The organism is Salinivibrio sp. VYel1 (assembly GCF_009377945.1).
GTDB lineage: Bacteria > Pseudomonadota > Gammaproteobacteria > Enterobacterales > Vibrionaceae > Salinivibrio > Salinivibrio siamensis.
This window is the reverse complement of record NZ_RSAM01000007.1, coordinates 152,110-165,819: the sequence shown is the minus strand read 5'-3', so window position 1 is coordinate 165,819 and position 13,710 is coordinate 152,110. Positions and strand designations below refer to the sequence as shown.

The 13,710-nt window shown below is 53.4% G+C and carries 14 protein-coding genes; 7 read left to right on the top strand and 7 right to left on the bottom strand.

Annotated features, from left to right (window positions below):
* Positions 1–2 precede the first annotated feature (2 nt).
* Positions 3–251 (bottom strand): DUF3862 domain-containing protein, encoded by a 249-nt coding sequence (locus tag EHW58_RS08770; RefSeq protein WP_152795966.1) that lies wholly within the window; start codon positions 249–251, stop codon positions 3–5.
* A gap of 248 nt (positions 252–499) precedes the next feature.
* Here EHW58_RS08770 and dinF point away from each other — a divergent pair, with 248 nt between their 5' ends.
* Entirely contained in the window at positions 500–1,840 is a 1,341-nt protein-coding gene (dinF, locus tag EHW58_RS08765) for an MATE family efflux transporter DinF (protein ID WP_152795964.1), read from the top strand.
* 59 nt (positions 1,841–1,899) lie between these two features.
* Here the strand turns inward: dinF and nfuA are convergent, their stop codons facing one another.
* Both nfuA and EHW58_RS08755 read right to left on the bottom strand, forming a co-directional pair.
* Positions 1,900–2,559 (bottom strand): Fe-S biogenesis protein NfuA, encoded by a 660-nt coding sequence (gene nfuA, locus EHW58_RS08760; protein WP_152795962.1) that lies wholly within the window; start codon positions 2,557–2,559, stop codon positions 1,900–1,902.
* 36 nt (positions 2,560–2,595) lie between these two features.
* Positions 2,596–3,327, bottom strand: coding sequence for a ComF family protein (locus tag EHW58_RS08755; RefSeq protein ID WP_077666391.1), 732 nt, complete (start codon positions 3,325–3,327; stop codon positions 2,596–2,598).
* A gap of 39 nt (positions 3,328–3,366) precedes the next feature.
* Here EHW58_RS08755 and bioH point away from each other — a divergent pair, with 39 nt between their 5' ends.
* The 3 genes from bioH to EHW58_RS08740 all read left to right on the top strand — a co-directional run bounded on the left by bioH (position 3,367) and on the right by EHW58_RS08740 (position 5,142).
* Positions 3,367–4,146 carry a pimeloyl-ACP methyl ester esterase BioH gene (gene bioH, locus EHW58_RS08750; protein WP_077667405.1) on the top strand — a complete coding sequence of 260 codons (780 nt, stop codon included), beginning with the start codon at positions 3,367–3,369 and terminating at the stop codon, positions 4,144–4,146.
* 98 nt (positions 4,147–4,244) lie between these two features.
* A complete protein-coding gene (locus tag EHW58_RS08745) occupies positions 4,245–4,604 on the top strand; it encodes a hypothetical protein (protein ID WP_046074653.1) in 360 nt (119 codons plus the stop codon).
* 64 nt (positions 4,605–4,668) lie between these two features.
* Positions 4,669–5,142 (top strand): hypothetical protein, encoded by a 474-nt coding sequence (locus tag EHW58_RS08740; RefSeq protein WP_046074654.1) that lies wholly within the window; start codon positions 4,669–4,671, stop codon positions 5,140–5,142.
* Between the two features lie 63 nt (positions 5,143–5,205).
* Here the strand turns inward: EHW58_RS08740 and EHW58_RS08735 are convergent, their stop codons facing one another.
* Positions 5,206–7,503, bottom strand: a complete 2,298-nt coding sequence (locus tag EHW58_RS08735) for a Tex family protein (protein ID WP_152795960.1) — start codon at positions 7,501–7,503, stop codon at positions 5,206–5,208.
* Positions 7,504–7,593: 90 nt separating this feature from the next.
* A complete protein-coding gene (greB, locus tag EHW58_RS08730; protein WP_370517843.1) occupies positions 7,594–8,088 on the bottom strand; it encodes a transcription elongation factor GreB in 495 nt (164 codons plus the stop codon).
* A gap of 221 nt (positions 8,089–8,309) precedes the next feature.
* On the opposite strand from greB, the gene ompR reads away from it, so the two are divergent.
* From ompR to EHW58_RS08715, 3 genes are all read left to right on the top strand, one after another.
* Complete coding sequence (ompR, locus tag EHW58_RS08725; RefSeq protein WP_046074657.1) at positions 8,310–9,026, top strand: two-component system response regulator OmpR; 717 nt, start codon at positions 8,310–8,312, stop codon at positions 9,024–9,026.
* A 2-nt stretch (positions 9,027–9,028) separates the two neighbouring features.
* Positions 9,029–10,354, top strand: coding sequence for a two-component system sensor histidine kinase EnvZ (gene envZ / locus EHW58_RS08720; protein WP_152795955.1), 1,326 nt, complete (start codon positions 9,029–9,031; stop codon positions 10,352–10,354).
* A 99-nt stretch (positions 10,355–10,453) separates the two neighbouring features.
* Positions 10,454–10,849 carry a GntR family transcriptional regulator gene (locus EHW58_RS08715; RefSeq protein ID WP_046074659.1) on the top strand — a complete coding sequence of 132 codons (396 nt, stop codon included), beginning with the start codon at positions 10,454–10,456 and terminating at the stop codon, positions 10,847–10,849.
* Here the strand turns inward: EHW58_RS08715 and recG are convergent.
* Together recG and trmH are read right to left on the bottom strand one after the other, a co-directional pair.
* Positions 10,834–12,912 carry an ATP-dependent DNA helicase RecG gene (gene recG, locus EHW58_RS08710; RefSeq protein ID WP_046074660.1) on the bottom strand — a complete coding sequence of 693 codons (2,079 nt, stop codon included), beginning with the start codon at positions 12,910–12,912 and terminating at the stop codon, positions 10,834–10,836. The two genes, EHW58_RS08715 and recG, sit on opposite strands and share 16 nt — an antisense overlap.
* Before the next feature lie 39 nt (positions 12,913–12,951).
* Complete coding sequence (trmH, locus tag EHW58_RS08705; RefSeq protein ID WP_077666395.1) at positions 12,952–13,653, bottom strand: tRNA (guanosine(18)-2'-O)-methyltransferase TrmH; 702 nt, start codon at positions 13,651–13,653, stop codon at positions 12,952–12,954.
* Between the last annotated feature and the right edge of the window lie 57 nt (positions 13,654–13,710).

Below are 13,710 nucleotides of genomic sequence, written 5' to 3'. Positions count from 1 at the left end.
GGCTACTTTAGCCCTTTCGCCGACAACACGGTGGCTTTGTCGGCGACAAACGAGACTTTGATATGTTTACCATCGCCGTCCCATACACAGTGTGTTAAGCCCATGGTGTCGTCGCATTGGCTAGGCTCGCCAATGTGGCTCACAACCACGTCATAACTCATGCCCACTTCGAGCTGATCGTAGTTTTGCTTGGTCACTTTCGAGCAACCCGCTAGCAATACCACCAACACACAGGCAAAAAATACACGCATAACCTTTCCTTATTCACAGAGGTGATGAGCGCTAGTTAGCGCAGTGCAACTGGCGCAGTGCAACTGACGTCGTGTCACTGGCGCAATACAATGGCCGCTCGTCGATGAGATTGTCGCAATGGTACACTGCTGCACCCATAAGGGCTACCCAAGGATGTTATCGCTTGTCGATGCAATCGTGTTCTTTATCAAAAATAGACTATCTCTCAAACGCAGTGCAGATCATTTAAAATTCAAATCGAGGAAGTATGTGGCAGTCTTTAACCCAGCGTGAGCTTCACTGGCGGGTCTTATCGCTGGCTTTACCTATGGTGATCTCCAATATCACCGTTCCGTTATTAGGGTTAGTGGATGCCGCGGTGATCGGCCATTTAGACCATGCATGGTATTTAGGTGGTGTGGCGGTTGGCAGCACCATGATAAATGTCACCTTTTGGCTGTTGGGCTTTTTGCGTATGGCGACCACCGGGTTTACCGCGCAAGCCTATGGCGCGAGTGATAACCGTGAGCTGGCGGCGACCTTTGTGCGTGGGGCGACCTTAGCGTGCTTGCTGGCTGTACTGTTAATCGCACTGCATGTGCCTATTTTAGAGGGGGTGATGCACTTTAGTGAAGCCAGCGCTGAGGTGAAACACTATGCGAGCCAGTATTTCTCCATTCGGATCTTTAGTGCGCCGGCGACCTTGATGAACTTGGTGATCATGGGCTGGCTACTGGGTGCCCAAAATGCGCGCCAGCCGATGTGGCTACTGATTGTGGTTAACAGCGCCAATATTGTTCTTGATTTGCTGTTTGTGGTGGGCCTCGATATGAAAGTTGAAGGGGCCGCAGCGGCGAGTGTGGTTGCCGATTATCTCGGCCTCATGCTGGGGCTCTATTTTGTCAAAGGTATCTGGCAGTCGCGTCAGTTACCAACCGTTCGGTCGGTATTTGAGCGCGGGCTGACTGGGATGAGCCGCTTGCTAAAGCTTAATCGAGACATCTTTTTACGTAGCCTTAGCTTGCAGTTGGCGTTTACCTTCATGACCTTCCAAGGGGCTACGCTTGGTGACGAGATTGTGGCCGCCAATGCGGTGTTGATGAGCTTTCTGATGCTGATTTCCTTTGCAATGGACGGTTTTGCCTATGCGATGGAGGCAATGGTCGGTAGAGCGATTGGCGCGCAGAGTAAGTCTGAGTTGTTAGTGTCACTCATAGGCAGCACTTTTTGGTCGTTGGTGATTTGCTTGGCGATCACGCTGGCCTTTGGCGTGGCAGGCCATCACATTATTGCGCTGATTTCCGATATCGAGGCGGTGCGTGACCAAGCGGCACGTTATTTAACTTGGCTGGTGGCCATGCCTTTGGTATCGATGTGGTGCTTTTTGCTGGATGGTATTTTTATTGGTGCCACGCGGGGTAAAGACATGCGCAATGGGATGTTTGTCGCCACCGCAGGTTTTTTTGCGGCATGGTGGTTAGCGCAAGGGTGGGGCAATCATGCACTGTGGTTAGCGATGCTTACTTTTATGGCGCTAAGAGGGCTCAGTCTTGCGGTGTGCTTTGTTTACCATTGGCGACGAGATAGCTTTTTTCATGTCACGCACTGAGGCTAATGAACAAAAAAACAGGCCATTTGGCCTGTTTTTGCGATAGGAGACGGCGTTTATTAGTAGTAAGAATGATCGCCACGGGCATGCTCAGTTACATCACGCACGCCGTTTAACTCGCCGCTAAACTCAGCCAGCAACTGCTTTTCGATCCCTTCTTTTAGGGTAACGTCCACCATCGAGCAGCCATTACAGCCGCCACCGAATTGCAAAATCGCAACCGCATCATCGGTGATTTCTATCAAGTTCACATGGCCGCCATGGCTGGCAAGCTGTGGGTTAACTTGGCTTTGAATCACGTAATCAACCCGCTCCATCAAGGGGGCATCGGAGGCGACTTTACGCATTTTCGCATTCGGTGCTTTCAGCGTCAGCTGTGAACCCATTTTATCGGTGACAAAGTCGATTTCCGCTTCGTCTAAAAATGGCAGGCTCATCTCATCGATAAAGGCAGAAAAGCCGTTGAACTTAAGTTCGGTATCGCTGCTTTCTATCGCTTCGGGTGGGCAATAAGAAACACCGCACTCGGCGTTTGGCGTGCCTGGGTTAACCACAAACACGCGAATATTGGTGCCCTCGGGCTGCTGCTCAAGCAGCTTCACAAAGTGGCTTTGTGCATTTTCTGAAATATTGACTTCTGACACGACAAATACCTGACTAATCCAGTGTGTTTTATACAGTGTACTCCGGTTTGCGTTGGCTATCACCCCTTGAAGCATGTGGCTACTTTATGAGCATGGATAGCACGCTTTCCGTTAGGGTAGATCGGTACGTGCCAAACAGTAAATATCGATCGTTTCTGCTCCCGCACGGCGTAATAACCGGCACAGTTGTGACACCGTTTGTCCAGTCGTGACCACATCATCAACAATCGCCACATGAGAACTTGGCAGCTCGCCCCTGATCGCAAACGCATGTTTCAGATTAGAGAGCCGCGCCTGTCGGCTTAAACCTTGTTGTGGCGCAGTATGGCGATGTCGGACTAAAACGTTATCGACAACTTGAGTATCAAGGTGGTCGGCCAGCGCCCAAGCTAAATGCACGCTTTGATTAAAGCCGCGTTGCCAGCGACGCCGCCAATGGAGAGGGACAGGAAGCAGCACGGGAGCGGGGTGAAGGATGCGCTCGCTTAACTGGCGTGCAAAGGGCAAGGCTAACTCGAAGGCCTGCTGGTATTTGAATGCATGGACAAGTTGCGGCAAGGGATCATGGTAAGCGCTGATGGCAAACAGGTGATCCCACGCCGGTGGGTGGCTCAGGCAGGCACCGCATCGCGCTTGGGAGTCGGTCACCGGCAAACCGCAACACTGGCAAAGATGATATTGATAGTGGGCGTCCCAGCATGCGTCGCAACACAAAGCCTGTGTGGCCCCCACCGACGTGGTCGCCAGTGATAAGTGGCAAACAGGGCATTGCAAGGGCAAGATCTTGCCTCTCCAATGGGTCAGCCAACGCGTCAAGCGCCGTGGGTTGATTGCTGGTATCATAGGCACCTTGATTGAAAAGCAACCAAGGCAGTGTAAAGCATGGCGTTATGTGATTGGCAATCTTATGGTCAAGGCCCCGATCTGGTTCTCATTCACGGCTGGGGGATGAACAGTGCTGTTTGGTCGCTGTTACTGCCTTACCTGACCGCGCATTACCGTGTTCACTGTGTTGACCTACCAGGTTTCGGCCACAGCGCCCACCAACCGGATCTTAATATAGAGAAACTGGCACAACTGTTGCTTAAAGAATCACCAGCGCATGCAACTTGGATCGGTTGGTCGCTGGGCGGGTTAGTCGCCACACAGGCGGCATACTTATCGCCACAGCGTATGAGTGGTTTAGTCACCGTGGCCAGTTCACCCAAGTTTGTTGCAGAGCCAGGATGGCGCGGAATCAAGCCGGCAGTATTGACCGACTTTGCCGACCAACTTGAGCGTGATTTTTCGCAAACGGTGGAGCGCTTCATGGCGCTGCAAGCCATGGGATCACCCACGGCGAGAAAAGATGTGAAAGCGCTCAAACAAGCGGTGTTTTCGCGGCCGGCGCCCGACCCTCGTGCTTTGGCAGATGGATTGTCGATGCTGGCAACCACGGATCTTCGCCAACAGTGTGAGGCGATCACTGTGCCTTGGTTGCGGTTATACGGGCGGCTAGACGGTTTGGTGCCTGCGTCGGTGGCGGAAGCGGTGTCTGCGTTGGCGCCTCACTCACAATGCGAGGTATTAGCACACAGTGCTCATGCCCCCTTTGTGACGGAGCCTGACGAAGTGGTGGACAAGCTACTTGCCTTTTTAGGCAAAAACTTGCCGCCCAAATAGTGTGCGCGGATCGTTTTTTGGTAGAATTGACTAAATCCTGTCATGGTTCTGCCGATAAGTTAACTATGTCACTTGCTCTGACATTAGGAGAGACCATAATGAACGTAGGTAACGTTGGGCAGTCTCAGGCGTATCATCAACAAACGATGAAGCCAAAAGCGCCGACACAGCCGCAACAAAATGCGGACAACGCGGCCAAAGATACGAAAGAAGCGAAGCCTGTTGAAAAGCTTTCTGCTGCTGAGGCAGCAAAAGAAAGCAAAGATGTGAAAGCAGCGAAAAACGCTGAAGGTGTTAAAAAGCCAGAAGAGAAATCATCGGTTGAATCCTTTACCTATGGTGCGTTGGGCATGGACCACCCGGAAAAAGTGAAAGAAAACGATGATACGGCCTATAGTGCGGGACAATTTTTGTCTGCGTTGGGCACAATAGGCACCATACTCGCGGTTGTCGTCTAAACTATAAGGAGATGAGGCCGCACTGACAATTAGGCCTTCAGCTGATGTTGGGAGGTAGCATCAGATGAATATATCGCCAGCAAGCGTCAGTATCCCAACTGTCGCGCCATCGGTGAACCCGCCAACCGAGCAAGTTGCGCGGGACAATCGCATGCGCGAAAAAATCGTCCCCACCAAGCAAGCCCCAGAGCCAGAACACGGCAAAGCGGCCACCGATCAAGGCAAGCAGCTCGGCCGCTCATCTTGGGATCCGTCACAGCACCCTAACTATTCGCTCGACTACAGTCGCGAGTCTTTGTCTGACGCTGATTACGATGGGGCGAATATTGCCGGTCGTGTCGACGCCATGGCACGTACCGAGCCTGGAGAGCAAGCACGTAAAGACAACGGCTACCCGCTGGGGTTGAAAATGCCGGAAGAAGTGCTTGAAAAAGTGGAAGAGCTGAAAAGGTTCGAGCAAACGCGTGCAGTCGTCGCCATGCGCTATCAGCAAGCGACCGTGGCGAATATGCCCTCAGAAGTGCTGATCGTGATTTAAGCGCTTTCCGTTGAGCCGATTGACGTCAAAGCCCCGCGTATTATCGCGGGGCTTTTTGCTTGGCTAAGAGCGCTTGGCGCGGGCAAAGGCATCCGCCATGCTGCCCATTGCGGCGGGTTTGTCCTGCCGTTTTTTCGGGCCTTTATCACGTTGCTTTGGGGCGGCAACTGTGGTTTCGCTGGCGGCTGGGGTATCGTCAAGGCGCATCGATAACCCAATGCGTTTGCGCGGCGCATCCACCTCCATGACTTTCACTTTCACCACATCACCGGCTTTCACCACGTCGCGGGGATCGCTAATAAAGCGGTTTGATAGGGCGGAGATGTGCACGAGGCCATCTTGGTGGACGCCGATATCGACGAATGCGCCAAAGTGCGTGACGTTAGTGACCACGCCTTCGAGTTGCATACCTGGTTTTAAGTCACTGATCTGATTCACGCCCTCGGCAAAGGTGGCGGTTTTAAACTCAGGACGCGGATCGCGGCCCGGCTTGGCCAGCTCGTTCAGTACGTCGGTGACCGTGATCTGTCCAAAGGTCTCGGTGGCATAATCGCTTGCGTTTAAGCTTTGTAGCACACCCGCATTGCCCACCAAGGCATCGATGGCTTTGCCAGTCGTTTGGGCGATTTGTTTAACTAAAGGGTAGGTTTCTGGGTGGACACCTGAGCGATCCAGCGGGTTAGCGCCATCCATCACCCGTAAAAAGCCAGCGCATTGCTCATAGGCTTTCGGGCCAAGGCGCGGCACTTTCAGCAGGGTTTTACGATCGCCAAATCGGCCATTCTCGTCGCGAAAGGCAACAATGTTTTGTGCCATGGTTTGGCTAAGGCCTGCCACCCGGGTGAGCAGTGGTGCGGACGCGATATTTAAATCAACCCCCACGGCGTTCACACAGTCTTCCACCACGGCATCGAGCTTTTTGGCAAGCTGACTTTGAGAGACATCGTGCTGATACTGACCGACGCCAATCGATTTAGGATCAATTTTAACCAGCTCGGCGAGGGGGTCTTGCAAGCGACGGGCAATGGAAACCGCGCCACGTAGCGAGACATCGAGATCGGGAAACTCATTGGCTGCCAGCTCTGACGCCGAATAAACCGAGGCACCGGCTTCACTGACCATCACGGTTTGAATGCTTAAGTCGGCTTGCTTGAGCATGGTGGTGACAAAGTGTTCCGTTTCACGCGAGGCGGTACCATTGCCGACGGCAATCAAGTTCACGCCATGGCGATCAATAAAACGGCTCAGGGTTTTGCTTGCCCCTTCAATATCGTGTTTAGGCGCGGTGGGATAAATCGTGGCGGTGTCGAGCAGTTTGCCCGTGCCATCCACCACCGCCACTTTACAGCCGGTACGTAGGCCTGGGTCTATCCCCATGGTGCAGCGAGGGCCAGCCGGTGCAGCCATCAATACATCTTTTAAGTTCGCCGCAAACACATCAATGGCATCATTTTCCGCGCGCTCTTTCAGATTGGCCATGAATTCTGTCTCGAGGTGCATCAAGATTTTTACCCGCCACGCAAAGGCAATCACCTGCTTGCGCCAACGGTCAGCCGGTGCGGTGCCTAAAGACAGCTGGTAATGCTGAGCAATCATGGTTTCGCATACGCTTTGCTTGCTGTCTGGTGCTTGGTCGGGGTCGGCAACCAGCGCCAGCTGCAGTACGCCTTCATTGCGACCACGTAGCATCGCCAGCGCGCGGTGAGAGGGCACTTTGGCAATCGGCTCTTGGTGGGCAAAGTAGTCTTTGAACTTTGCCCCTTTCTCTTCCTGACCCGCAATCACAGTGGCGCGTAGCACCGCATATTGCTTAAGGTATTGGCGCAGCGCCTCAAGTAAGCTCGCATCCTCAGCGAGGCGTTCCATCATGATGGCGCGGGCTCCCTCGAGTGCCGCTTTGGTATCGGCGACGCCCTTTTCAGCATTGATGTATTGCTCGGCAAGCGTGTCAGGGTCGTGCGAGGCATCTTGCCATAAGGTGTCGGCCAAGGGGGCGAGGCCGGCTTCAATCGCGATCTGTCCTTTGGTTCGGCGCTTGGGTTTGTAAGGCAGATAGAGATCTTCTAGGCGGTTTTTACTCTCCGCGGCGAGAATATCGCGGCGCAGGCTCTCGGTGAGTTTGCCTTGTTCGTCAATCGATTTGAGGATGGTGTCGCGCCGGGCATCCAATTCGCGCAGATAGACCAATCGCGTTTCTAGGGTACGCAACTGCGAGTCATCCAGGCCCTGAGTCGCTTCTTTACGATAGCGAGCGATAAAAGGGACAGTGTTACCATCGTCAAGCAGCTCAACCGCTGTCTTAACTTGACCTGGTGCGACATTGAGTTCGTGCGCCAGGGTTTGTGTAATGGATGTGTGCATGTGTTTCCTTTTCTCTACAAGCACGGCAGGGGATACCCTGCCAAGGGATAGCATTTTTGACCGCGATGGAGGCGAAGGTTCCCTCCGTGATTACTGAGCGTTGGTGTCATTGGGCTTTGGGTAGGTAATGGTATTCACAAACCACTGCTTTTCACCTTCAGGGGTTGAGACCACCACTTCGTCATCAACGGCTTTTTTTAATAGCGCCCGCGCCATAGGGGCATCGATAGAAATGTAATCTTTGCGTTCATAAATCTCATCAGGGCCAACGATTCGAAATTGTTTGGTGTCGCCGGCCTCGTTTTCTATTTCCACCCAGGCGCCAAAAAAGACCCGCCCTTCTTGTTCTGGCGCATAATCAACAATGGTTAAGTCATTGAGGCGCTTGCGCAGATAACGGACGCGACGGTCAATTTGACGTAACAGCCGCTTATTGTAGGTGTAGTCAGCGTTTTCTGAGCGATCACCTAAACTGGCGGCCCAGCTGACAATTTTGGTCACTTCTGGGCGTCGTTCGTGCCACAGGTAATCGTGCTCGGCTTTGAGCGCGTTAAACCCCTCTCGGGTCACCAATTTGGTTTTCACGTTACCTCTCCTTTCGCTAGCCATTCGGCGTCGCGCGATATAACCTTGTTCAGGAAACTACAAGAAGCGGACAAGCTTGTCGAGGCAACACTCGGTAACAATTTACCCCGCATGTGGTGACAGACAAACACGCGGTCTGACATTCAATTGTGGCAAAATTCAGTATGATATAAGTGACGGTCAATCCATGGCCGGGCAACGATCAGCATTGAGGGCTTAGCATGCAAGAGAACTATAAAATTCTAGTGGTGGATGATGATATGCGTCTGCGCTCGCTACTGGAACGCTACCTGACCGAGCAAGGTTTTCAGGTACGCAGTGTGGCCAATGCCGAGCAAATGGATCGCTTACTCGCGCGTGAAGCCTTTCACCTGATGGTACTGGATTTGATGTTGCCGGGTGAAGATGGCCTGTCTGTGTGTCGCCGTTTGCGTCAAGCGAATAACCAATTGCCGATTTTGATGCTGACCGCCAAGGGCGATGAGATTGACCGCATTGTTGGCTTAGAGGTGGGTGCCGATGATTACTTGCCCAAGCCTTTTAACCCGCGTGAACTATTGGCGCGGGTACGGGCGGTATTGCGCCGGCAGACCATTGAAGCGCCAGGCGCGCCGAGTGCAGACTCAACCACGGTGACCTTTGGCGAGTTTCGCCTCAACTTGGGCACGCGAGAAATGTTTCGCAATGATGAGCCCATGACGCTTACATCTGGCGAGTTCGCGGTGCTTAAAGCCTTGGTGACCAATGCGCGAGAGCCTTTGTCACGTGATAAGCTGATGAACATGGCGCGTGGCCGTGAGTATTCGGCTATGGAGCGCTCGATTGATGTGCAAATTTCGCGGTTGCGCCGCATGATAGAGGAAGACCCGAGCAAACCGCGTTACATTCAAACCGTATGGGGGCTCGGCTACGTGTTCGTTCCGGATGGAGAGGTGTAGCGATGCGGATGTCACCGCGGACTAACTTTGCGCGTACCTTGTTTATCTTGGCTGGCTTATTAATTGCCAGCCAAGTTTTTTCTTATCTGACCATCGTCAATTATGCCTTACTGCCCAGCTTGCAGCAGTTCAACAAAATCTTGGCGTTCGAAGTACGCCTGATGCTGGAGGAAGACTGGTATCTTAAGGATGGTGAAGTCCTTCACCTTGGTGAACCTGTGCGGCGGCAGCTATTGGAGCAGATTGGTGTCACCTTGCATGCGCCCAACAGTGACCAAGCGGCGGCGTTTAAAGACGCCATGGAAATTGATTATTTAAGCGAGCATATCAGCGAGGAGTTGGGCACCCAAACCGAAGTGCGCTTGGTCAGCGGTGAAGACAGTTATGTGCTGTGGCTGAAGTTTGACCAGATTGACGATTTTCTAATGCGGATCCCGCTATCGGAACTGCATCAAGACGACTTTGCGCCTTTATTTCAATACAGCTTAGTGATTGCCCTGTTGGTGATTGCGGGCGGGTGGCTATTTATCAAGATGCAAAACCGTCCGCTTGTGGCTCTTGAGCGGGCGGCGTTAGATGTGGCGGATGGCCGTTTTCCCGATCCTGTCCCCCCGCGAGGGGCGTCGGAAATTCAGGCGGTGACGGTGGCGTTTAATAAGATGTCGGCCGGCATACGCAAACTCGAAGAAGACCGCGCTTTGCTGATGGCCGGGGTGAGCCATGATTTGCGCACGCCACTGACGCGCATTCGCCTTGCGACTGAAATGATGTCATCAGATGATGCCTACTTGGCCGATAGCATTACCGAAGATACCGAAGAGTGTAATGAAATCATCAACCAATTTATGGACTACTTGCGCGCGGTGCAGCAACAAGATCCTGATCCGGTTGATTTAGCCAGTATTTGCCGCGATGTGGCGAGTAATCAGCAGCAAGTCGGTGTCGATATTGAACTCGATTTAGGGGCGTTGCACGGAGAGTTATTTGCCAACTCGGTGGCCTTAAAGCGTGCGGTGACCAACCTGGTGGTCAATGCGGTGCGTTATGGACACGGTTGGGTCCGTCTCGGCTGTGGCAGCAATGCCGATCACACCTATCAGTGGGTGGAAGTGGAAGACAATGGCCCAGGGATCGATGCCAACTTAGAAAACTCGCTATTTCAACCCTTTACACGCGGCGACACCGCACGCGGTAGTGAAGGGACAGGCTTAGGGCTGGCTATCGTCAAACGCATTGTGGAACAGCTCCATGGTGATATTCGTCTTTCTTCACGAACCGAAGGTGGGCTGAGAATTCAAATGACGTTTCCCGTGGGCAATAAAAAATAACCCCTCGTGTGCGTGTGACCACGTTTTTAGCGGCGGAAGTCGCGGAATGCGGGCGTTAGGCCATACTGTCATAGAGATTCAATACACTGGGAAAAGGCTATGCGTTTATCGCTAGACAGTCAGGATCCGACGCCTAAATTTCAGCAGCTTATTGACCAAATTCAACGGCAAATTGCCAGTGGTACACTTTATCCGGGGGCGCGCCTCCCCTCGGTGCGGCAATTGGCCAAAACACTGGCGATGAACCCAATGACGGTATCGCGCAGCTATCAGCAATTGGTTGAAGACGGGTGGCTAGAGCGCTTGCCCGGCGTGGGTATGCAGGTCAGTGATGCCATGCGTCCTGCTGAGCCAGAGCAACGTCTGCAATATGTTGAAGCAACGCTGGCGCAATTTATTCATGCGACCAGCGAAGCAGGCTACAGTAAGTCAGAAGCCATGGCGCTGATCATGACCCATTGGGAGCGTTATAGCGGTGATCAGGCGTTGGAGTAATGGGTTTTATGCCCCAGCCAGCGGCGAATAATCGCATCCGCATGTTGTGGGTAATGTTGATGGATATGGGTCGCCAGTTTTTGTACTTCAGGGATCAGCGCTTGGTCTCTCACCAAGTCGGCGATTTTAAATTCGGCCAAGCCCGTTTGCCGAGTCCCCAATAGTTCACCCGGCCCGCGGATTTCGAGATCGCGCTGGGCGATAACAAAGCCATCATTACTGTCGCGCAGTACCCCCAGCCGCTGACTCGCGGTTTTAGATAAGGGTGCATGATACAGCAGCACACAATGACTGGCGACTGCGCCTCGGCCGACACGGCCACGTAACTGGTGCAACTGTGCGAGCCCCAGCCGTTCTGGGTTTTCAATGATCATTAAACTGGCATTGGGCACATCGACCCCCACTTCAATCACAGTGGTCGCTACCAATAACTGCAGTTCGCCTTGCTTAAAAGCGTCCATCACCGCTTGCTTGTCCGTCGCTTTCATTCGCCCGTGAACCAAACCAATTTCCAGGTTGGGTAGGGCGTCTTTGAGTGCGGTGGCCGTGTCTTCGGCGGCTTGCGCTTCTAAGGCGTCGGACTCTTCAATCAAGGTGCATACCCAATACGCTTGTCGACCGGCGGCACAGGCGGCACTGACGCGGGCGATGATATCGTCACGGCGGGTGTCGGGGACGGCAACGGTTTGAATGGGGGTACGACCTGGGGGTAACTCATCAATCACTGAGGTTTCTAAATCGGCATAGGCGGTCATCGCCAAGGTACGAGGAATGGGGGTCGCGGTCATGATCAACTGGTGTGGATGCGCACCTTGTTGCTCGCCTTTTTCACGCAGCGCAAGACGCTGATGAACGCCAAAGCGGTGTTGCTCATCAATAATCACCAGTGCTAAGCGGTGGAACCGGACACTGGCTTGAAATAACGCATGAGTACCGACCACCATTTGTGTTTTGCCATCGGCAACTTGTGCCAGGGTGTCTTCGCGTGCTTTTCCTTTTAACTTGCCAGCCAGCCAACCAACCTGAATCCCCAATGGCTCAAGCCACTGGGAAAAGTTGGTGGCGTGTTGCTCGGCCAAGAGCTCGGTCGGTGCCATCAATGCCACTTGATGGCCTTGCTCAATCGCTTGCAAGGCAGCGAGGACGGCCACCAAGGTCTTACCCGCGCCGACATCCCCTTGCACGAGGCGCATCATTGGAAATGGTTTGGCCAAATCGGCACTGATCTCGCTCACCACTCGGGTTTGTGCGCCGGTGGGAGTGAAAGGCAGGTTATCTAAAAGACGCTGTCCCAGTGACTGACTGGGCGCGAGTGCAAACCCTTTCACTTGCTGTGCCTGGTGGCGCACAGACAGCATCGACAGGTGCTGGGCAAGGAGCTCTTCAATGATTAAGCGCCGCTGGGCGGGATGTTGACCGGTTAATAGATCCTCTAGCGCGGTATCTGGCGGCGGGCGATGTAATAGGTGCAACGCCTCGCGCAATGAGAGTTGTCGATCGTACAAGCCCTCGGGCAGCAGCTCGTCGACGCCACTTTTATCCAGCAACGCCAGCGCTTGATCGGTCAGGCTGCGCAGGGTCGCTTGGCGCAGCCCCTCCGTGGTGGGATACACGGGGGTCAGGGTTTCTTCCATCACCAATTCGGTGGGCTCAGAAAACACCTGATACTCGGGGTGAATGATCTCCAGCCCGTGCTTTCCGCGTTTGAGTTCGCCGTAGGCTTTCACTTGCTTGCCGACCGCTAAACTGTTTTTCATCGCGGCATTAAAATTGAAAAACCGTAGTGTTAACGCGCCGCTGCCATCTTGCACCCGGACGGTGAGCATCCGGCGGCGACCAAATACGGTATCGTTGTGGGTGATCTCACCTTCGATAGTCGCATGTTGGCCAGGTAAGAGGCTAGCGACCGGCCAGACACGGGTGCGATCTTCATAGCGATAAGGCAGGTGAAACAACACGTCCTGCACTGTATGCAGGCCAACTTTTGCCAGTTTTTCTGCCATCTTGTTGCCAACACCGCTTAAGGTATCGACAGTAACGGCACTCAGCATGGAAGATCGCATCCGTTTCTCTATTTGGTTAGCGCTGGCTATTGTACATGACTACCGTGCGTGTTTAGCCGCTTGCATCTGTGCCCACCACGCCTCGTCCGCCACGATTTGACCATGTTCATCTAAAGGCGGATAAGGCAAACCTTTTTGTTTTGCCACCCGGGCAAGTACCGGATGGCCGCGCTCGAACAAAATGTGGTGGACCTCGTGTTCGGGTAAGCGGGTTTTATCCTGTTGATACATGCCAGCCGCTTGGCGCTGGCGCTGTGCTTCGTACAAAATCAAGGCACTGGCGACTGACACATTAAGTGACTGTACCATACCCACCATAGGAATGAGGATGTCTTGGTCTGCTTTATCCAGTGCTTCGCGACTGATGCCTTGTTTTTCTTGCCCCAGCACGATGGCAGTCGGACGGGTGTAGTCAATCTCGCGAAAATCGACCGCGGTATCCGATAAGTTGGTGACTAACACCTGCATCCCTTGGGCTTGCATGGTATCAAACGCTTCTTCCGTGGTGTTGTGAGTCACCACATCTATCCAGTTGCGTGAACCGGCCGATGTGCCCCCGAGGGTGCGCATCTTGGTGCCTTCTGGCCACACGGCATGCATGCGATGAATCCCCACAGCGTCGGCAGTGCGAATGATAGCGGAAATATTATTGGGTTTATGAACTTGCTCCATGCAGACAGTGAGATCAGGCTGGCGTTGGGCCAAGACCTGATGAATGCGTTCAAAGCGTTCAGGGGTCATGATTCAATTCCGTAAATGGCAGACGAAAAACAAATGCGCCCGCCAAAAAGGACGGGC